This window comes from Clostridium sp. UBA1652 (assembly GCF_002320975.1).
Taxonomy (GTDB): Bacteria; Bacillota; Clostridia; order Clostridiales; family Clostridiaceae; genus Clostridium_T; species Clostridium_T intestinale.
Genome location: NZ_DCLI01000020.1, coordinates 1 through 21,514, shown reverse-complemented (window position 1 = coordinate 21,514; position 21,514 = coordinate 1). Strand labels below are relative to the sequence as shown.

General features: G+C 30.0%; 22 protein-coding genes. 19 read left to right on the top strand and 3 right to left on the bottom strand.

What is annotated here, in order from left to right; translation table 11 throughout:
* Positions 1 to 153: 153 nt before the first annotated feature.
* From B3N22_RS02605 to B3N22_RS02595, 3 genes are all read left to right on the top strand, one after another.
* Positions 154 to 609: a MarR family winged helix-turn-helix transcriptional regulator gene (locus B3N22_RS02605; protein ID WP_286904640.1), complete on the top strand. Its 456-nt coding sequence runs from the start codon at positions 154 to 156 to the stop codon at positions 607 to 609.
* 102 nt (positions 610 to 711) lie between these two features.
* Positions 712 to 1,740: an epoxyqueuosine reductase gene (locus B3N22_RS02600; protein WP_286904638.1), complete on the top strand. Its 1,029-nt coding sequence runs from the start codon at positions 712 to 714 to the stop codon at positions 1,738 to 1,740.
* Between the two features lie 70 nt (positions 1,741 to 1,810).
* On the top strand, positions 1,811 to 3,229 hold the full coding sequence (locus tag B3N22_RS02595) for an MFS transporter (protein WP_286904635.1): 1,419 nt from the start codon (positions 1,811 to 1,813) through the stop codon (positions 3,227 to 3,229).
* A gap of 63 nt (positions 3,230 to 3,292) precedes the next feature.
* Here B3N22_RS02595 and B3N22_RS02590 read toward each other — a convergent pair whose 3' ends face one another.
* Both B3N22_RS02590 and B3N22_RS02585 read right to left on the bottom strand, forming a co-directional pair.
* Positions 3,293 to 5,062: an oleate hydratase gene (locus tag B3N22_RS02590; protein WP_286904633.1), complete on the bottom strand. Its 1,770-nt coding sequence runs from the start codon at positions 5,060 to 5,062 to the stop codon at positions 3,293 to 3,295.
* Positions 5,063 to 5,182: 120 nt separating this feature from the next.
* A complete protein-coding gene (locus tag B3N22_RS02585) occupies positions 5,183 to 5,749 on the bottom strand; it encodes a TetR-like C-terminal domain-containing protein (RefSeq protein WP_286904631.1) in 567 nt (188 codons plus the stop codon).
* Positions 5,750 to 6,054: 305 nt separating this feature from the next.
* Between B3N22_RS02585 and B3N22_RS02580 the strand changes: the two genes are divergently transcribed.
* The 14 genes from B3N22_RS02580 to B3N22_RS02515 all read left to right on the top strand — a co-directional run bounded on the left by B3N22_RS02580 (position 6,055) and on the right by B3N22_RS02515 (position 17,474).
* Positions 6,055 to 8,274 carry a sensor domain-containing diguanylate cyclase gene (locus B3N22_RS02580; RefSeq protein WP_286904629.1) on the top strand — a complete coding sequence of 740 codons (2,220 nt, stop codon included), beginning with the start codon at positions 6,055 to 6,057 and terminating at the stop codon, positions 8,272 to 8,274.
* 292 nt (positions 8,275 to 8,566) lie between these two features.
* Entirely contained in the window at positions 8,567 to 10,669 is a 2,103-nt protein-coding gene (locus B3N22_RS02575) for a bifunctional diguanylate cyclase/phosphodiesterase (protein WP_286904627.1), read from the top strand.
* A 20-nt stretch (positions 10,670 to 10,689) separates the two neighbouring features.
* Positions 10,690 to 11,589 carry a GGDEF domain-containing protein gene (locus tag B3N22_RS02570; protein ID WP_286904625.1) on the top strand — a complete coding sequence of 300 codons (900 nt, stop codon included), beginning with the start codon at positions 10,690 to 10,692 and terminating at the stop codon, positions 11,587 to 11,589.
* Between the two features lie 159 nt (positions 11,590 to 11,748).
* On the top strand, positions 11,749 to 12,489 hold the full coding sequence (locus B3N22_RS02565) for a DUF3784 domain-containing protein (protein ID WP_286904623.1): 741 nt from the start codon (positions 11,749 to 11,751) through the stop codon (positions 12,487 to 12,489).
* A gap of 52 nt (positions 12,490 to 12,541) precedes the next feature.
* The gene (locus tag B3N22_RS23680; RefSeq protein WP_414632213.1) at positions 12,542 to 12,661 is read left to right on the top strand and encodes an alpha/beta fold hydrolase; all 120 of its coding nucleotides are present in this window, start codon (positions 12,542 to 12,544) and stop codon (positions 12,659 to 12,661) included.
* Positions 12,662 to 12,920: 259 nt separating this feature from the next.
* Complete coding sequence (locus B3N22_RS02555; RefSeq protein ID WP_238907009.1) at positions 12,921 to 13,244, top strand: PadR family transcriptional regulator; 324 nt, start codon at positions 12,921 to 12,923, stop codon at positions 13,242 to 13,244.
* Complete coding sequence (locus B3N22_RS02550) at positions 13,244 to 13,591, top strand: DUF1048 domain-containing protein (protein WP_238906986.1); 348 nt, start codon at positions 13,244 to 13,246, stop codon at positions 13,589 to 13,591. The genes B3N22_RS02555 and B3N22_RS02550 overlap by 1 nt, the downstream gene beginning before the upstream one ends.
* A gap of 55 nt (positions 13,592 to 13,646) precedes the next feature.
* Positions 13,647 to 13,997, top strand: coding sequence for a DUF1048 domain-containing protein (locus B3N22_RS02545; RefSeq protein WP_286904619.1), 351 nt, complete (start codon positions 13,647 to 13,649; stop codon positions 13,995 to 13,997).
* A gap of 15 nt (positions 13,998 to 14,012) precedes the next feature.
* The gene (locus B3N22_RS02540) at positions 14,013 to 14,192 is read left to right on the top strand and encodes a cysteine-rich KTR domain-containing protein (protein WP_286904617.1); all 180 of its coding nucleotides are present in this window, start codon (positions 14,013 to 14,015) and stop codon (positions 14,190 to 14,192) included.
* A 73-nt stretch (positions 14,193 to 14,265) separates the two neighbouring features.
* Complete coding sequence (locus tag B3N22_RS02535; RefSeq protein WP_286904615.1) at positions 14,266 to 15,027, top strand: ABC transporter ATP-binding protein; 762 nt, start codon at positions 14,266 to 14,268, stop codon at positions 15,025 to 15,027.
* The gene (locus tag B3N22_RS02530) at positions 15,028 to 15,792 is read left to right on the top strand and encodes an ABC transporter permease (protein WP_286904613.1); all 765 of its coding nucleotides are present in this window, start codon (positions 15,028 to 15,030) and stop codon (positions 15,790 to 15,792) included. It abuts the gene before it with no gap.
* Positions 15,793 to 15,937: 145 nt separating this feature from the next.
* Positions 15,938 to 16,159 carry a hypothetical protein gene (locus B3N22_RS02525; RefSeq protein ID WP_286904611.1) on the top strand — a complete coding sequence of 74 codons (222 nt, stop codon included), beginning with the start codon at positions 15,938 to 15,940 and terminating at the stop codon, positions 16,157 to 16,159.
* 59 nt (positions 16,160 to 16,218) lie between these two features.
* The gene (locus B3N22_RS02520) at positions 16,219 to 16,545 is read left to right on the top strand and encodes a hypothetical protein (protein ID WP_286904609.1); all 327 of its coding nucleotides are present in this window, start codon (positions 16,219 to 16,221) and stop codon (positions 16,543 to 16,545) included.
* A gap of 587 nt (positions 16,546 to 17,132) precedes the next feature.
* Positions 17,133 to 17,474, top strand: coding sequence for a hypothetical protein (locus tag B3N22_RS02515; protein ID WP_286904608.1), 342 nt, complete (start codon positions 17,133 to 17,135; stop codon positions 17,472 to 17,474).
* A gap of 121 nt (positions 17,475 to 17,595) precedes the next feature.
* Here B3N22_RS02515 and B3N22_RS02510 read toward each other — a convergent pair whose 3' ends face one another.
* A complete protein-coding gene (locus tag B3N22_RS02510; RefSeq protein WP_286904606.1) occupies positions 17,596 to 18,372 on the bottom strand; it encodes a sensor histidine kinase in 777 nt (258 codons plus the stop codon).
* 160 nt (positions 18,373 to 18,532) lie between these two features.
* Between B3N22_RS02510 and B3N22_RS02505 the strand changes: the two genes are divergently transcribed.
* Positions 18,533 to 19,687, top strand: a complete 1,155-nt coding sequence (locus B3N22_RS02505) for a hypothetical protein (RefSeq protein ID WP_286904604.1) — start codon at positions 18,533 to 18,535, stop codon at positions 19,685 to 19,687.
* 12 nt (positions 19,688 to 19,699) lie between these two features.
* Positions 19,700 to 21,478, top strand: coding sequence for a helicase HerA domain-containing protein (locus B3N22_RS02500; RefSeq protein ID WP_286904602.1), 1,779 nt, complete (start codon positions 19,700 to 19,702; stop codon positions 21,476 to 21,478).
* Positions 21,479 to 21,514: the final 36 nt, after the last annotated feature.

Sequence of the window (21,514 nt, the reverse complement as noted above, 5' to 3'; positions counted from 1 at the left end):
TATGCATATAAAATAGATCTAATAAAAGTGGAGTTAAATAACAAAAAGATATGAAATGTACATGTTTATAGAAATTTAGAATGCCTTGACAATAAGAAATATTATGGATTAAGATAGGTTTATTCAAGGATTTGGAGGTCAATAAAACTATCTATGGAAAAATCAAATGAAACTAAAAGATTAAAAAATTGTGTTTGTAGAAATTTACGCATGACAACAAGAGTTACTACTCAATATTATGATCAAATGTTTCAATCTGTTGAACTGCCAGCAGCTCAGTTTTCATTATTAGTAGATATATCCTATCGTGAAAATGCTACTATAAGTGAACTTGCAGAAGCTTTGTTAATGGATCAAACCACAGTAACTAGAAATGTTGAAATTTTAAGAAAAAAGGGATATGTTAAGGTGAATCCTGATGGCAATGATTCAAGAAGAAAATGTGTTTCTATAAGTGAAGAGGGAGCAAAAAAACTAAATGAAGCTGTTCCGTTATGGAATGAAGTTCAATCCATGATTGAAAATGAAATTGGTGATGAAAGATTTGAAGAGTTTTTAAAAACCTTGGGGCAGATACAAAGTTTTATTAGTAAAGTTTCTAAAACTTGATTCAAAACTTACTTATTTTTAAGTAAGTTTTTTTATAAAGTGAAACATGTATATACATATTTCTTTTGTAAGTAAAACATTTATGAAAGGAATGTTAAGGGGATGGATGATTTAGCAATAAAAATAAGAGATGAGGCTTTGAAATTAGGTTATGAAAAGTGTGGAATTATAAAAGTTGATGAAATGTATGATTATGAGGATAGATTAAATGAGAGAATAGAAAAAGTGCCAATAACAAAGGGCTTTTATAGTAGATATTATAATTTTGCTCATTTACAGGATACCTATCCATGGGCAAAATCTATAGTTGTTTGCATAAAAAGATATGATAACTATCACGTTCCAGAGCATTTACAAGGTGTGATTGGAAAGACATATATGTTTGATAGCAGGGTAGATGAAAAATCTAAAGAATTTCAAGATGGACTAAAGTTTGAGAAGTATATGCAGGGGTTAGGAATTAAGACTCATACAGAAAGAAAATTTGGAGTTACAGGTATGAGATGGGCGGCACTTAAAGCTGGACTTGGAATAATACGTAGAAACAATTTTTTCTATACAGAAAAAGGATCCTGGCTTACTATTGAAGCTTGGGTTATAGATGAAGAACTAGAATGTAAGGAAACTCCAAATATTAGGGCATGCTCTGAAAAATGTAATTTATGCATTAAAGCGTGTCCTTCTAAATCTCTATCTGAACCATATACAATGAATCCTTTAGCGTGTGTATCTTGCCTTACAACTTTTGCTGGAAGAGATATGCCGAGTGAAATATTTAAAGAAGCCATGGGTGATTGGGTATATGGATGTGATGTTTGTCAGGATTCATGTCCTATGAATAAAAATAAATGGATAGGAAATGAAGAGTTCCCAAACTTAGAAGAGTTAAGTAAAAAGATATCTTTAGAGAAGATAATCAAAATGGATTATGATTTTTTAGAAAATGTGTTGCAGAAGAAGTTTTGGTATATACCTAAAGATGATGTGTGGAAATGGAAGGTTAATGCAATAAATGCCATGATAAATACCTATAAAGAGGAATATAAAACAAGTATATATGAAGCATTAGAAGATTCGAATCAAAAGGTCAGAGAAATGGCAGACTTTGCAATTAAAAAACTAAACATTTAACTATTATCATTATGAGTTTATCTTTAATATTATAATTTAAGAGAACTTAGTAAAGAAGATGATGTTATAAATGAATATTGAAAGAAAGTATGAATACAAAAACAGAGGGTTAATATTAGCAATAGTAGTGCTTCTACCCTTTATGGGCACTCTAGACAGCACAATAATAAATGTTGCATTACCTGTAATGGTAAAAATATTTAATGTAAATATGACATCTGTTCAATTAGTGGTGATTTCTTATTTAGTTACAATAGTTAGTACAATTTTGTTTTTTGGACGCTTAGGAGATATAAAAGGGAAATCAAAAATATTTAATTTAGGATTGCTGGTTTTTACTATAGGATCATTGTTATGCGGATTATCAAAAAGCTTCAGTACCTTAGTTGTTTTTAGAATAATTCAAGCGTTAGGAGCCTCAGCAGCTATGGCAAACAATCAAGGGATAATAACTCAGGTATTTCCAGCAAGTGAAAGAGGGAAGGCACTTGGGATAAATGCAACCTTTTTAGCTCTTGGAACAATGCTTGGTCCTGCACTTGGAGGATTTATAATTTCCTACTTAAGTTGGCACTATATATTTTTTATAAATATACCAATAGGAATAATTGCAGTGATAATGGGATTTAAAATTCTACCTAAAAAACTAGAAAATAAAAAAGAAAAAATTGACTTCTTGGGAGCTGGAATATTTGGAGCAAGTGTTATATGTTTATTCTGTTCATTATTAGTAGGACAAAGAGTAGGATATGATAACTATTTGATAATTTTAGGTTTTATAGTAGCAATATGCTTATTCTGTGTATTTATATATATAGAAAAAAAGCTTAAATATCCTCTTATAGACCTTTCGTTGTTTAAAAATTCACTTTTTTCAGTGGGGATATTGTGTACATTTATATGTTATGTTGCATTTAACAGCAATAATATGGTTCAACCCTTTTATCTTCAAGATGTATTAAAAATGAGTCCAAGTTATGCTGGAATGGTTATGATGATTTCACCAATAATAATTACAGTACTTGCACCTTTTAGTGGACATTTATCCGATAAAATTGGTTCAGAATTCTTAACTTTGGTAGGTTTAGCTTTAATGGGAGCAGGGCTTGGATTAATGGCAACTTTAAATGAAAATTCAAGCCTGTATTCTTTAGTAATATTTATAGCTTTATTAGCAGTTGGAAATGCGCTATTTTTATCTCCGAATAACTCTCTTGTTATGTCTTCAGCTCCGAGCAATAAACTAGGAATTGCAGGAAGCATAAATGCTTTTGTGAGAAACTTAGCTCAAACCTCAGGAGTTGTCATGGCTACATTGCTTTTATACTCTTTTATGAGTATTAAGATGGGGGAAAAAGTTTATGGATATGTTGAGGGTAGAAGTGATGTATTTATATATGGAATGAGATATGTATATATAGTAGCAGCAATTATCTGCTTAGTTGGGGTTTTAATTACTGGTATTAGATTAAAAAGAAATAAAAGTTAAAAGATTTATATAGTGGAATATTAAGAAAGCACTCTATTTTGGATTGATAGAGTGCTTTTAGGTTTAAATTACATTATAGCGTTTTAACAAATCTTCTATTACAGTTCCAGAGATTTTTTTAAGTCCTATTTTTTCTACAATACCTACAAAAAACGGAACCTTCATATCAGTAAGTTTCTTACCATCCATCATTTTTGAAGTAGCATCTAGTAATGCTCTTACATCATAACAAGAATTAAATACTTCAGGTACTCCACGGTCAACATCAAGAAGTGTATAAACGGCTTCCATAGCTGTTCTTACAGAGTATTCTGTAGTAAATACTGTGTCACGAACAGTGTCTGAGAATTGTCCAATAAATGCAAAGTTTACACTTCCTTCTGGAACAACTTTAGGTCTATCTCCTTCTGTTCTTGGCATAAAGAAAGCAGTTATATATGGCATCATACATGGAATACAGCGAGCTGAATTTAGAGCCATGTCATGAATTTGAGCTTCTGGAACGCCTAAGTGATATAACCATTCCTCAGTGATTTCAAGACCTGTACATTCTCTCATAGGTTTTTTAATATAGTTTCCAGGAACATCTAAAAATAATCCATATATCCAAACTACAAGCTGATTTTTAGGTTGTTCTTTAAAATGTGGCTGACGGTTTAAAGTATAACTCATAAGCCAGTTTGAGTCCTTTACTGATATTATTCCACCTGTTACAACCTTTCCGCTAAAAGGATCTCTTTTGCAGACTTTTTCTATATATGGAGGTATTTTATCATCAAGAGTAGTTACTGTTGCAGATTCCCAAGAAGTTGCCTTAGTATCAGTACAGAACTTATCAGGATGACCAAATGACGGATCTTGTTTAGATATGTTTCTCCAAAGTTCCCAACAGCCACCAGGAGAATCATTAAATGTAGGAGCATGATCATTATCTCCTAAGGTTGAATTTTCTGTACAGCTACCATTTGTAACAAATACTAAATCATCCTCTATTAAATCAATAGATTCTTCCTTTCCTCCTCTTAAACATACAATTTTGGTAGCAACCTTTTTACCTTTATTTATATCAAAAACAACATTAGTTACTTTAGTATCATATTGAAAATTAACACCATGAGCTTCAAGGTATTTTATCATTGGAAGTATTAAAGATTCATATTGATTGTATTTAGTGAACTTTAATGCAGAGAAATCAGGAAGTCCTCCAATATGATGAATAAACCTTTGAAGATATAACTTCATTTCTAAAGCACTATGCCAATCTTCAAAAGCGAACATGGTTCTCCAATATAACCAAAAGTTAGAAGCAAAAAAATCTTCAGTAAATACATCAGTAATTTTTTTGTCATATAAAGCTTCATCAGTAGTCATAAATAGTTTCATTATTTCCATTGAAGCTTTTTCAGATAAAGTAAACTTATTATCTGTATGAGCATCTTCACCTCTATTTATAGTTGCTCTCATAAGAGAATAGTTAGGATCTTTTTTATTAAGCCAATAAAATTCATCTAAAACAGAAGCGTCTTCAGTTTCAAGTGAAGGGATAGATCTAAATAAGTCCCATAAACACTCAAAATGATTTTCCATTTCACGTCCGCCTCTTATAACGAAGCCTTTTTGCACATCATTTATACCATCGCAGGCACCACCTGCAATATTTAGTTCTTCCAAGATATGAATATGTTCACCTTTCATTTGACCATCACGAACTAAAAAACAAGCAGCAGCTAAAGAGGCTAAACCTGACCCTACAAGATAAGCTGATTTTCTATCAACATCTTTAGGTTTTTGAGGACGAGCAAATGCCTCATAATTTCCATTACTATAATACATTTTAAATACCTCCCAAATAATTATCTTTACCTTACAAGTAAATGATAGAAAAATTAGGGGAAGGTAACAATAGACAATAAGGATGGGATGACTAAAATTTATACATTTACACAGGATTGTCTAAATATGTTTATCAGTTCTAAACTTTTCAAGGGCCTTAACGATATCACCGTGAATTAAAGTGTTAACTTTTTCTATAATTGAAGCTGGATTTTCTCTCATACCTTTAGAAATCCATTCAAGCATAAGCCCTACAAAAGCATATTTATAGAAATTTGCAATAAAAGCTTTATCATCCTCCCTTACAGGTATACCAGAAGCTTTTTCTTCAATGACACCAATTAAAAGTGTGTATGTTTCATTATAAAGAAAATTTTCTAGATGTTCTCTGTTTAAAGAATGATAAGTATTTATAACAAAGTTATTATTTTCATATACATATTTAAAAATTTCATTAAAACCTTGCTGCCAGGTATCATAGGTTTTTTTGTTGCCTAAAGCTCTTGAAGCTTCACTAGTATAAATCCATTCAACAAGATCATATATGTCTTTAAAATGATAATAGAAGGTTTGTCTATTAACTTCACAATCGTTTGTGATATCTATAACAGTAATCTTATCTAAAGTTTTTTCAGCCAAAAGTTTTTTAAGAGATGAGGCAAGAGCCTTTTTAGTGGTTTGTGCCATAAATCTTCCTCCAAATACAAATTTCCTAATATAATAATAACCTAAGATTTTAAACTTAGGGCATAATAATGTTAGTATAAGTTTAAAATTAACAAAAATTTGAAAAGTATAGTTTTTATCTAACTGAGTATTTAACATAAATGAGTGAATAGAAATACTACAATGATATTATTGTAAATAAATTGCTATAGGAACTATTAAATTAGATGTTATTTTTATATAGATATGTTAAAATACAATATATTATAGAAATTCTAGAATATCACATAGAAGGATTCAATAAAACTTGGAGGCGAACCAATTCAATGGGGGCAAATAATAAAAATCTTAATGAAATGTTAGAAAATTTAAAAAAGAATAAATATAAATTTGAGGAAGCTACTATTGAGTTCGCCCATGAAGTATATTCCTTATGTGTAAAGGAAAAACATGAAAGGGGCATGGCTTTTGTACTAAATTTTTTAGGAAGAGCTTACTCTGATATGAGTAAATATGAAAAAGCAATGGAATACTTATTTACTTCTATTAGAATTGCACGAAAACATGGGATAAATGATATACAAATAAGATCGTATATAAACATAGGCAATGTTTATTTTGATATGGGAGAATATGAAAAAAGCTTTGAACACTATAATTCAGCGAAGAATCTTACACCAAATCTTAAAGAAGGAAACAATTATTATGAAGATTCTAGTTTTGAGTTATACGCAGCAAAAATTTATAACAATATGGGGGAAGTATACAGAGAAGTTAAATGTTATGAAGAAGCTTTAATGAACTATAATAAAGCATTAGATTTTTATAATAATATGGAGTATAAGGATACATTAGGAATAGGAATAGTGTATACCAATTTAGGAAATATAGAATATCAGCTTGGTAACTATAACAAAGCACTTGAGTATTTAAATAAATCCTACAAGTATTTAACTAATAATGAATATAAAATTTCTATAGTTGAAGCTTGTGGCTTATTGGCATTAGTTTATGAAAAGCTTGGAGATTACGAGAAGTGTGAGAGATATTTTTCAGAAGCTTTTTCTATAGCAGATGAAATTGACTATGCCTATATTAAAATAGAAGTTCTTATGGATTACAGTAATTTTCTTGAAAATATAGGTAAATGTGATTTAGCAATTGAGACACTTGTTGAATTATATAAAATCTCCATAGAAAATAAACTTTATGCAAAAACCATGGAAATATGCAAAAGAGTTATAAGTCTATATGAAAAAATAGAAGATATTCATAATGCAAATAAATATTATAAACTATACTTTGAAAATGAAAAAATGCTTGAACCCATAGAATTAGAAAATAGAGCAAAAAATTTAAGAATAAAGATTAAGGTAGATAATCTTGAAAATGAAAATAAGAACATAACAGAAAAAAATGAAAACTTTAAAAGAAGAGCTGATGAACTAGTAGAAATTATAAAAAATATTTCAATAATAAGTGAATTAGGAGAAAAGATTACAACAACATTAGATTTAGATAAAATATTCGAAATGATTTATGATACAATTAAGGTTTTTATGAAAGCTAATACCTTTGGGATTGGTATATATAATGAGGAAAAAAGAAAAATCAAATATCACTATTATATAGAAAATAAAGCTAAAATAAAAGTTAGTGAAACTGATTTTAATAATAGTTCAAGCATGGCTGTAAAATGTTTAAAAGAAAATAAAATTATAGTAATTAACGACATGGTAAATGAGTATTTAAACTATATAGAAGATGTAAATTATATTAATAATAAAGATAATGAAGAACTTAATTCAGCTATATTTTGTCCATTAATAATAGATAATGACATAATAGGAGTACTTACAGTACAGGCAAATGAAAAAGACTCCTTTACAATGCTTAAAGTTGAGATGATAAAAGCACTTTCTTCATATGCAGCAATAGCAATAAATAATGCAATTAAATCAAAAAGTTTATTCATTGAAGTTGAAGAAAGAAGAAAGGTTCAAAAGCAGCTAGAAGCTACAAATAATAAACTAAAGTACTTATCGGAATATGATGGATTAAGCAATATACCCAATAGACGTAAGTTTGACTTTGTAATTGGTGATGAATGGGAGAGAGCTAAAAAGAAGGGGAATAGTATATCTATAATAGTTTTTGATATAGACTGTTTTAAGCAGTACAATGACAATTATGGACATACAGAAGGGGATAAGTGTATTATAACCATAAGCAATGAACTTAGAAAGTCTTTAATTAAGGATTATTTTGCTGCAAGATATGGTGGAGATGAGTTTGTTATTATACTTCCAAACACAGAATTAGAAGAAGCAATAAACTTTGCTGAAGGTTTTAGAAAAAATGTAGAGAATTTAGGACTAGTTCACGAATTTTCTAGGGCATCTAACTTTGTAACTGTGACCTTAGGGGTATCCTCTGTAGTACCAAATGACTATTTAGCGTATATTGAGCTTATAAAAAAATCAGATGAAGCCCTATATGAAGCAAAGGAAAAAGGAAGGAATCAGGTAGTTGGATTATTTTTGTAAAAACAAATGATTTTATGTATAAACATACAAATATTAAAAAACACGTCTTAGGGCGTGTTTTTTACATTTATTAATCTATATAGTTAAATTCAAAAAAACTATGTAGATTGATAAATAATAATAGAAAAAATTATTACATATTATTACACAATTCTACCAATTATTGTTGTTTTTTACCTTCAACTTTGATAGAATTTTATTTAGTCAATAATTTAACTTAATTTTTTATAAAAAGGCCTGCGTTATGTAGGTCTATTTTTAAGAGATAAAATAATATATTAGAGGTGATTTTTTGTTAAAATTATTTGATAGATTTGTCAAATATTTAAGGAAAAATACAGAGGATAAAATTAATAAATATCTAGATAAACACATGATAAACCCTATTAGTGAGTCATTAAAAATAGCACTTCTTTATGGAGCTATTAGCATTTTATGGATTTTGACTTCTGATGAGATTTTACTTAGAATTTCAGGAAGTATTGAGAGATATAAAATTCTACAAACCTATAAAGGTTTGATGTTTATATTTATTACTATGCTAGTGATATTTCATTTAGTATTTATTAGAATGAAGGTATTAGGTAAGGTTTTAAATAAAATTGGAACAAGTTACGATGAATTAAGTACTGCACATGAAGAACTAATAGCCTTAGAAGAAGAACTTAGAGAACAATTTATTAAGTTACAAGAGAATAAAGATGCCCTTTATAAAAGTGAGCAAAGATATGGACTTGCCGTTGAAGGGGCTGATTGCGGTATATGGGATTGGGATTTAATAGAAAACCAAGTGTATTTTTCACCTTTGTGGAAAAGTTATCTTGGATATGAGGATTATGAAATAAAAAACACATATGCTGAATGGGAAAACCTTCTTCACCCTGAGGAAAGAGATGAAGTAACACTTAAAATTACTAGCTATACTTTATCAAAAGAAGGCTCCTATGAAAGTACATACAGAATGAGGTGTAAAAATGGTGAGTATAAATGGATATATAGTAAAGGGAAAGCCATAAGAAATGAAGAAGGAAAAGTAATAAGAATTGCTGGATCTCATACAGATATTACTGAAAAGAAGTTATTAGAGGACAAAATTAGCTCTATGGCATATATTGATAAGCTGACAGAACTTCCTAATAGACTTTTATTTGAAGAAAAAGTAAGTGAGTTAATTGAAGTAAAAAAACTTACAGATGAAGGTTTTGCATTAATATATATGGATATAGATAACTTTAAACATATAAACGACATGTTAGGACATGAATTTGGAGACTTACTTTTAAAATCTATAGCTAATATTTTAAAAGATTTTATTAAATACCCTAACTTTGTAGCAAGATCTGGTGGAGATGAATTTGCTATAATTTTTGATAACATTAAAGATAGAAGAAGTGTAGTAAGTGAAGTTGAGAGGTTATTAAAAGAGCTTAGAAGAAGCTGGAGTATAAATAGTCAAGATTTTTATGTTTCTTACAGCGTAGGTATATCTGTTTATCCAGAGCACGGAATAAATCTCTCTTCGCTATTTAAAAGTGCAGATATTGCAATGTATTATGTTAAAAAAGGAATGAAAGATAACTACTGCTTCTATTCATTAGAAATAGAAAATAAAAACTTGAACTTGATTAAAAAAGTCAACTATTTAAGACAGGCTATAAAGAAAAAAGAGTTTTATCTTCTGTATCAGCCAATAATAGATTTAAATAGTGGGGAAGTAATTGGGGGAGAGGCATTAATAAGGTGGAATCATCCGATTATTGGGAATATACCACCTATGGAATTTATACCTTTAGCTGAGGAAAGTGGCTTAATAAATGATATTGATAAATGGGTATTAGAAACTGTTTTAATACATAAAAAAGAATGGAAAGAAAAATTAAATTCTAATATAAAAATATCTATAAATATGTCAGGAAAAAAGGTTACAAGTGATAAGGTAATAAACGAAATAAGAAATTTACTAAATGAAAGGAATATAAATCCTAAAGAGATACAATTTGAAGTTACAGAAACCTCTATAATGAAGGATTTAGAGCATTCAACTTATATTTTAAGGAAAATAAAAGAGCTTGGAATAGGCATAGCCCTTGATGATTTTGGCACAGGATACTCTTCATTAACCTATCTAAAAAAACTACCTATAGATATAGTGAAACTAGATAGAGAGTTTATAAAAAACGTTATAAATAAAGAAAGTGATTTAGTAATAGTTGAGCATATTATTAATCTTATACATGATTTAAATTTAGAGATTGTGGCAGAAGGAATTGAAATAGAGGAACAACGTTTGATCTTAAGAGAGAGAAAATGTAACTATGGTCAAGGTTATCTATTTAGCAGACCAATAGCCAAGGAAGAATTTGAGAAGCTGATAGCTTCAAAAGAAAATAACTAGAATGTTCGGAGGAGGACTCTATGCTCCAAATAGATAAGCGTAATATGGATTTTATAAAAGATAATCCTAATATTGTAGAAAACTTATATGATACTTTAAGAATAGTTGATCCTATTAGGAAAAAAGTTCTACAATATAACGAAGGGATTTTTATAGAAAAAGGAGAATCTTGTTTTAGTGAACGAAATAAAAAAACGGTATGCGATAATTGTATTTCTATGAGAGCATTGATTAGCAATAGCACTTGTATGAAGATAGAAAATATTGAAGATAAAACTTACTTAATTTCTGCAATTCCTACTAATATGAATGGGAAAAAGGTTGTAGTTGAACTTATTAAGGATGTAACTAATAGCCTTTTTTATTCAAGTTGTGTTAAAGAAGAGGATTGTACAGTTACTAATATACTTGAAGATATGAAAAAAATAGCTATAGAAGATAAACTAACAGGATTACATAACAGAAGATTTATAGATGAAAGACTTCCTAATGATTTAAATTATTGTATTAGTAGTGGAAAACCTATATCTATGATGATGATTGACTTAGATTATTTTAAAAATATAAATGATAACTTTGGTCATATTAATGGAGATATTGTACTAAAGAAAATCTCAAAAATATTAAAAGGATGCTTAAGGAATGATACAGATTGGATAGCAAGATATGGTGGAGAAGAATTCCTAGTATGTTTTCCAGGGGTGGAAAATTATGCAGCTATAAAAATAGCTCAGAGAATGAGAGGGAAAATAAACAAAACAAAAATTAAACTTAGTGATAATGAAATCATAAAAATTACTGCATCCATAGGGATATGTACAGTTAAGAATGAAAACACTACAGTAGAGGAAATCTTAAAATGTGCTGATAATAAGTTATATGAAGCCAAAAATAGTGGAAGAGATAAAATTGTTTATTAAGGTTAATAAATTTAAATTTTAAGAAAGGGATGAATTAGATAAGGATTCATCCCTTTTAATTTATTTGTTTTTTTTAATCAGCTTGAATATTAAATATCATAGTGGTATAATATGGTTAAAGACTACTATTATATTAATACAATATAGGAGATGAATAAAATGTGGATTGTGGTAGCTTTATTTTCTCTTCTTACAATAGTTCTTTTTTCTGGTAAAGGAGGATTTTTAATAGCTGGTTATAATACAGCAAGTAAAGAAGAGAGAGCAAAATATAATGAAAAGAAATTAGGATATGTTATGGGATCTGGTATGGGTGTTATTACTATTATATTAGCTATTCCTGCAATTTTTAAAGAAAATACTCCAAGGATTTTATATTGGCTTATGCCAATTGCCATTATTGCAGTAACTGTAGTTATAATGATACTCTCTAACACCATTTGTAAAGAAAAAACCCCAAGACCTATTGAGGAAGTTAAAGATATAAATACAGGTAAAACCATAAAATACACCTTGATTTTTCTTGTTGTCTTATTTGCCTCTATAGGATTTCTTTTAACTACTGGCGATATAAAGTTCCATTTAAATGAGGAAAATATCCAGATTGAAGCCTCAGGTTGGGCAGATAAGTCTGTTGATTATAAAGAAATTAAATCTATAAAGATAATGGATAATATTGATATAGGGCGAAGAACAAACGGGATGGGAAGCATTAAACTAAACGAAGGACATTTTAGGAACTATCAGTTTGGGGATTATATTCTTTATTCATACACTAAATGTAAAACTTATATAGTAATGGAAACAGATTCAGGTACTTTAGTAATAAATACTGAAAATAAAAGTGATACTGAGAAGCTCTATGAGGATATTATTGAGAGAACTGAAATTAATAAATAGGAAGTATTTCAATTATCGTTAATCATAAATATTAGATATATGGAGGGTAAATATGATATTTAAGGAGTTTGGAAATAAAGATAATCCAGTTATCATTTTTCTTCATGGTGGTGGATTGTCATGGTGGTCATTGAAACCACAAATTGAAGCACTACAAAATGAATATCTTTAAAAGTTATTAAGAAAAGTGGTCATGGGGAAATTAGTTTAATTCATACAGATAGATACATTGACTTAATAAAATGTTTTTTTGAGAATACTACAAATTAATGGAACTCCTTTGGGGTTCCATTAAAATTATATAATTATTTTGAATCTCTTTGAGAAAAATAATTATACTATATTGACATCATTACTACTGAGTGATACTATATAGTGGTAGTAAGTAATACTTAATAAAAGTGATACTATATAGTGAAGAGGTGATTTATCTGGATAACATTACGGAAATGTTAAAAGGTGTACTGGAAGGCTGTGTTCTTGAAATTATCAGCCATGAGGAGACATATGGGTATGAGATTACTAGAAGTCTCAATGCTCTTGGATTTTCAGATGTTGTAGACGGTACAGTTTATACAATATTAGTGCGACTTGAGAAAAATAAATTAGTGGAAATCACAAAAAAACCATCAGATATGGGACCACCTAGAAAGTTTTTCACCCTAAATGATGCAGGACGTGAGGAGTTAAAGAAGTTCTGGGAAAAATGGGAGTTCGTATCATCAAGAATTAATGAGTTAAAGGAGAGAAGGTAATGAATTTTTGGGATAAAATCACAGGAAATGATATGACCAAAGAAATGAAAACTTTTGAAGCACGAGTAAAAAAGATGCCAAATGATTATCAAGAGGTTTGGGAAAAAATTAATGAAAATCTTTGGGAGTATTCAGATTTCACAGGTCGTAACTTAATGCCAATTCTTGATGGGGTGATTGGTATGCTTGAAGAAGCTGCAGCAGAGGGGCAGAGTGTAGAGGAAGTTTTGGGTGACGATATTAAAGGTTTCTGTTCAGCGTTAGTTGGAGAAGAAGGGGCAAAGTCTTTTCGTGATAAATGGCGCAAGCAACTCAATAATAATATAGCCAAAAAGTTAGGTAAATAGGAGCATGAGGATTAATAATCTTCATGTACAGAATAAGGAATACAAGGAGGGTAAAATGAGAATACAAGATATTATAGAAGGCAAAAAAGAATGGCGCGCGCATGTAGCTCGTGTCAAAGGGCTACCCAAAGATTATCAGATTGTTTATAAAGAAATTGAAAAATATTTATTTAAAGTAGGTCCTGTTGAACTAACTGATGGGATAAGTTTACTCTCTGGAATTGTAGATCTTTTTGAAGAGGGAGCAGCTCTAGGAAAAGGTGTATTAGAAGTGACTGGAAGTGATGTAGCGGCTTTCTGTGACGATCTAATTAAAGATTCAAAAACTTATGCTGATATATATCAAGAATCTACTAACCAACAAGTTAACAAGGCCATAAAAAAGGCTACTGATAAAGCAAAATAAAAGGATGATATTAGATTGAATAAATATGAATGGATATTATGTCCAGTATGTAGAAGTAAAACACGGGTCAAGATAAGTGTTGATACGATACTTGAAAACTTCCCCCTATTTTGTCCAAGGTGTAAACAGGAAACAATAATCAATGCAAAACTATTGAATATATCAGTTATCAAAGAGCCAGACGCTAAGACGTAGAGCCGATAACAGTGAGTGAAATCACCGTTATTGGTTCTTTTTTATTACACAGACTAAAAGGAGGAAAAAGAAAATGAAGAGAAATATAATACAAATTAAAGGGTTAAAGAAATCTTACAAAGATGTAGAAGTACTCAAAGGAGTAGATTTTGAAGTAGAGCAGGGAGGTATATTTGCATTATTAGGTTCCAATGGAGCTGGAAAAACAACAATGATTAGAATCATGGCTACTTTACTTAAAGCTGATGAAGGAAGTATTGTGATAAATGGTTTTGATATTGAAAAAAATCCAGCAGAGATTAGAGCGTCTATCAGTCTTACTGGCCAGTTTGCTGCTATTGATGAAATTTTGACTGGACGTGAAAATCTTCAAATGATAGCAAAGCTTAGACATCTTAAAAATCCAAATCAAGTAGCAGATGAGTTAATTAATCGATTTGGTATGAAAGAGGCAGCAGACAGAAGAGTAGGAACTTACTCTGGAGGTATGAAAAGAAGAATTGATATCTCAATGAGTTTAGTTGGAAATCCAAAGATTATTTTTCTAGATGAACCAACCACAGGGCTTGATCCAGAAGCACGTTTAGAAGTTTGGAAGATAATAAAAGAATTATCAGCTGGAGGAACTACGGTATTCTTAACTACTCAATATTTAGAGGAAGCAGAACAACTTGCAGATAAAATTGCTATTCTTCATGGGGGGAAAATCATAGCTCTAGATACACTAGATGGATTGAAAAAATTATTTCCACCTGCAAAAGTTGAATATGTTGAAAAACAACCTACATTGGAAGAAATATTTTTAACAATCATTGGCAAAAAGGAGGAGGAATAAATGGAATCTGCAAATAAATATTTTTTAAAAGATATGGGTGTTATGTTTGGACGTTCTATGCGTCACATTTTAAGAAGTATGGATACAATTATTACAGTTTGTATCACACCAATCGCCATGATGCTATTATTCGTTTATGTATTTGGTGGTGCAATCCAAAAAGGTACAGAAAAATATGTTAATTACTTATTACCAGGTATAATGTTAATGACTATTGGAAGCGGAATTGCATATGTAGCTTATCGCTTATTTATGGATAAACAACATGGCATTTTTGAACGCTTTCACTCTATGCCCATCTCTCGTTCTACAGTACTATGGGGACATGTATTGACCTCATTAATTTCTAATGGAATATCTGTAGTAGTAATTATACTTGTTGCATTATTAATGGGGTTCCGTTCCTCAGCAGGAATCTTAGAATGGTTATCTGTATTTGGAATACTTGGGGTCTTTACACTTGCTTTAACTTGGATAGCTGTAATTGCAGGACTTGCTGCTAAAACCCCAGATGGCGCAGGAGCATTCTCTTACCCAATTATATTTTTACCATTTATAAGTTCTGCATTTGTACCAACAGAGACTATGCCGAAAGTAGTGCGTACCTTTGCAGAAAATCAGCCTATAACACCTATAGTAGAAGCTATTCGTGATTTGTTAGCAAACCAACCAGTAGAAAATGATATCTGGATTGCCCTTACTTGGTGTGTAGCAATAATAGTTGTTGGTTATATGTTTGCAATGAGGCGTTACTCTGAGCTGTAGAAGCTTCAGTTTCATTAAAATCATTATGTCCTATTCAATTATAATGTGATAAAAAGGTAAAAAAGGAGTATAATTGACATATGGTAAAAATAGTTTAATAAACCTTTTGGGAATATAGTAAAAGCGGGTGATTATTATAGAGAAAATGAGAAAAATAGTAAAATCAAAAATGTTTTCTGCCATATATTTTGTGTGTGCTGCAGGTACTCTTATTTATTTTAGAGACTATGATTCTAAATTCACATCTAAATTACTTTTATATTGGGTTATGTTTTCTTTAGCAATTAGATTAATTGTAGATAAGAAGTGGGTTCAACTAGGTATTTTAGCATTAATATTAGTTCTACTAAATGTTTATTTATTCTAAAGTAGTACAAGGTATGAAAAATATCTATTCTAATATTGTTTTTTGTACAGGAGAATATAATGAAAAAGAATTTGAAACAAAGAGCTTTAGAAATAGCAGAATTTATTTTTTATAACATCATACTTGGAGTAGCTGGTTGGCTAGTTATCAGTTGTTCAATTAAATATCAACAGGAATTTACTATCTCAAATGGAGGCAATAGATTATATTATTTATTATTAAGTGTAGCTCCATTTATGATATATGTTTGGTTCTTATTTACAACTGATAAAAGAAATAAGTGGAATATTTCTTATGAAAACATAAACTTCATTTCTCGTGTAATTGTAGCTTTAACAATAATAGTATTGAGCGGTATTTTTGGCATTGCAGAAATTTTTGTTTAAGGTTTATCCATTAAAACAGGGAGATAATTAAAATTATTAAAACTATCTAAAAATCATAAAAGCAAACATTACTGTAATTATAATTAGGGCTATAATTCCAGCAGTACGATTATATTTAATAATATCCTCACTTGGTTCAAGATTGTCTTGCTTAAATTGCCATCGAGAAATATAGAACTCTATTAGTAGAAATACTAGGAAGAATCTCCAAACACTATAAAAATACTGGCGGCTCATACTTGAGACGCCGTATTTTTATAGAGAAAGCCGTAGAGAAGTAGGGAAGGAAAGCCGTGGAGAAGTAGGGAAGGAAAGCCGTGGAGAAGTAGAGAAGGAAAGCTGTGCACCGCTATTCGGTAGACGCGATTCTCAGCGTCAGTCTAATCCTTTTAACCTATGCCCTGTGGATGTTCGAAGAAATTCATCAAAGCATTTTAGCTTATGAAGGGGCAAGAGTGATTTAAAACAGATAAGATAACATTATTTGAAAATTAAACCGCATATAGATATATAGATAACTATATATAGTGTTTATGCTGTTTAGAGGGAATTGGTGTAGTATTTAGATTTATTTTTGAGAGGAAATTATGGGGAAGTTTAAGGAGAGATATATAGAAAAAAGCAATCAAGAGTTTAAAGAAAACAAAAATAAAATAGATTTTGATGTTAAAAAGATAACTGTAGATCTCAATGGTGAAGAAGTATTATTAGAAGATTACTTAAAAGTTGCTAAAGGAAATATCTATGTAGTCGCTCCAAAAGATAGATTACATCTTTGGGGATGGAATGATTTTAGAGAGCATACTAGTTCAAGATTGTTAGGATATGATGTTGATGGAAATAAAGTTCTGTATCAAATACTTGAGAGCAAGAATGAAATAACATATAAAGAGTTGGAGGAGTTTGGATTATATATTTCAGCTTTTTAAAGGACTTACTATTAAAAGTAAGTCCTTGATGCGTCTGCGTATCTTGTTATGAATTACATGTTATTCAAAAAATAAATAAGAGTAAAATTTCGCCCGCTTTACTATATAATTTTCATAAGTTTTAAAAATAAATATCAGAAAATTCAACATTGGTAATCTCTACAAGACGGTTATCAAGCAGTTCTACCATAGGTTTATCGGAAACCTTTTCTACTAATTTATCGGAAGGAAGAAGTATGGTGAAGGTACTGCCTTTTCCTAATTTACTTTTAAGAGATATACTTCCTCCTAAAGCTTCTACAAACCTTTTTACAAGGGATAAACCGATTCCTGCACCCTCTGCATATCTTGATATAGAACTATCAACTTGTCCAAATTTTTCGAAAATTAAATCTATCTTTTCCTCAGGTATTCCAATTCCTCTATCCCTAACTTCAATGCATATACTACCTCTTAAAGAACGCATCTTCACAGTAATTATTTTTTCTTTTGCTGAAAACTTAATAGCATTAGAGATAAGATTTAATAGTATTCTCTCATATTTCTCATCATCAATCCCAACTATTTTTTTAACAATTGAAGATATAAATGTTACAGAAACACCTTTTTCTAAAGCATAGGTATTAACAGATTCAGTAATGGATTTAGTAAGGTGTACGATGTCTATATTTTTCTTGTTTATTTTAATATTACCAGAATTGGCACGAGTAATATCAAGAAGGTTATTAACAAGCCTCATTTGTATTAAGACATTTTGTTTTATCATTTTTACATAGTTTTTGGCTCTATCTGATAATTCATCTTTACAGATAGAGTTTATAGCCTGAATAGCAGAGTTAATAACGTTCAAAGGAGTCCTAAACTCATGGGATATGATTGATAAGAACTCATCTTTCATTTCTAATGATACTTAGAGATGATGGGGGCTCTCCCTCTTTTATTTAGTTTACAATAAGTATATAAGTTTTATCAAAGAATACTTTATTCCAATATTGGAAATATATTCTCGAGTGGTGTATAATATCTATATTAAGTGTCGGAATGGGGGATATCGTTAAATGGATGGAGGATATTATGCCATAAAAGGATTTTGTTTTCAATATGATAGAACAATATTCAACATACTCAGTAATACTAATTTGGATGATGTAGTTGAGATAGAACAGAAAGAGGATATTAGCGATAAGAGGACAATCTATCAGATAAAATATAAGGAAGCATCTGATTTTTCACCTTCAACTATTAAAAAGCCAGTATGTCAACTTATTGACATATTCAAAACTGATAAAAGAGATATTGTACTATATTCTTATTTTAAGGACAAAGGGAAAGAAGTTAAAAAGCTAAGCATAGAAGAGTTAAATGAAATAATTGGTAATTGCAAAATAAAAACAAAGCAGTATGTATTCGATGAAACATTAAAGCAAGAGTTTATAGGCAAATTTACACTGGAATTCTCCGAAAATTACATTAATCAATTTGAGAATGTTATTAATAAGATAAAAGAAGTGTTTAGTTGTGATGAAGATACTGCTCTAATAATATATCCGCAAATATATAAATATATAGAAGGTAAGGTTATTCATAACAATCCAGAAAATGTAGATAAAAGAACATGCTCAAAGAGGGAACTAATAAAGCGTATTAAAGAAAATAAGGAAATAATGTTTCTTTCAGCCTATAGCGAGTTTATTGGTAAGGAGCGGTATTTGAGTTTAATTAAGAAAAGGTACTTTGTAGAAAGTAATATAAGTCCAATAGAGAGGATATTTATCATTGAAGTTGAAACGGATATGACGGTTCATGAATTGAAAGATATTACTTTAGCTTTGAGAAATAGATTCTATAAGCCATATAAGCAGATGATAAAGTCACCAGCTCCGTATATTCTATTTAGAGGTGTTGATTCAGATAAGTTAATAGAATTGAAGAGTGAACTTGCCGGAGAAGGAATAAACTTTAGGGATGGACATGGTTTTTATGGTAGTGAATTCGCTGTAAAAAATATAACAGAAAAATGTACAATACACAATAACATATCTGTGAAATTTGTAAATGATGAAACACTTCTTGAAGTTGTTGTGAATAGTATAGGGACAACAAAGAAGATGTTCCACTTTAGTAATAAAGAATCAGAGGCAATAGAATCAAAGATTAATCATGTGAAAATTAATGTTGAATCAGCAACTGATATTATACAGATACTAAAATAGGGGGGGATTATTGTGAGTGATGAAAGAATTAGGGCAGAGGTTATAAGTGTAAAACCAGATAAAGTGAAAATCTCAATCGATAATATTGAGGACTTTAAAATTGCAGAACAGGAGCTAAAAGTAGGTTCGTACCTACAAGTTTCTGATAATGAGGATGTTATACTAATTGCTATTATTGAGAGTTTTTCAATAGACTTAGTAGACGTAAAGAAAATGGACGAAAATGGAATAGTTGAAATTGTTACTGAAAGAAAGTACATAATTGAAGCTAGCCCACTTGGTACTATTAAAGATGGTAAATTTTCAAGAGGCGGAGACACACTTTCAATACCACCTAAAAATGTAGAACCAGCAGACTTAAAATATATAAAAAAGATATTTGAAGATAGCATAGAAGAAGAAAAAAGATTCTGTTTTTCAAAATTAGCTAGTAATCGTGAAATTTGTGTACCAGTAGATGGTAATACGTTTTTTAATAAGCACTTAGCAATAGTTGGAGCAAGTGGTTCTGGCAAATCTCATACAACAGCTAAGATAATTCAAAGCGCTTGTAATGTTAAAAACGATGGAGTAGATGGTTTAAATAACTCCCATATTATCATATTTGATATACATGGAGAATTTTGTACAGCATTCCCTGACGCTAATATATTAAATGTAGATAACCTAAAACTTCCATACTGGCTGCTGAATGGGGAAGAATTAGAAGAATTACTATTAGATTCAGGAGATAATAATAACTATAACCAGGCTTCGGTGTTAAGAAAAGTGATAACGGCTAATAAACAGTTTAATAATAGTCAGATACCAAAAGAAAAGGTATATTTTGATTCTCCCGTAAAGTTTGATATTACTCAAGTAGAAAATTGTCTCATTAATTTTATAAATGAAACAACTAATAGCGAAAACGATATGGTTGTTAAGGTCAAAGGTGATACTAAAGTATTTAGTAGTGATGAAGAGAAACTTAACTTTTTCTTTGAGAAAGTTTACGAATATGATAAGGTACAAAGGGCAAATGCAACTAAAGGACTAGAGGGAGTAAGCAAAGGTACTTACAACGACGGCAAGCTAGATAAATTTGTATTTAGATTTAAAGAAAAAGTAAATAACAATAGATTAAAATTTCTCTTTGACAATGCCCTAAAGAATGTTAGTTTTGAAGAAGTAATAAGACAATTTATTAGTTATAATGAAGACAAAAATTCCAATGTAACCCTTATTGATTTAAGTGGCATACCATTTGATGTATTAAGTATAACAGTATCTTTAATATCAAGAGTTCTATTTGAGTATGGATATTATATGAAGAGAAGGTATGGAAAAGTTGAAACACCGCTTTTGCTAGTTTATGAAGAAGCGCATAAATATGCTCCTAAATCTAGTTTAGTAAAGTATCGTGCTTCAACAACATCCATAGAGAGAATAGCTAAGGAAGGTAGAAAGTATGGAGTTACGCTAGCTATTGTTAGTCAGAGACCTTCAGAGGTATCAGAAACGATATTTTCTCAGTGCAATAGTTTCGTTGCAATGAGATTAACAAATCCTGATGACCAGAATTATGTGAAGAAACTTTTGCCAGATACACTAGGTAATATAACAGAAGTGCTACCATCATTACAATGTGGTGAAGGATTGTTGATAGGGGAATCAGTGATAATACCGTGTATTGTTAAGATTGATGAATGTATTAACCCACCATCATCAAGTAACATTAATTACCTAGAAGAATGGAAAAAAGAATGGCATAAGGTTAAATTTAATGAACTTATTGAAGAGTGGATTAAGTAAATAAATAATAAATGTAGGGGCTGTTGCAAAACTAAA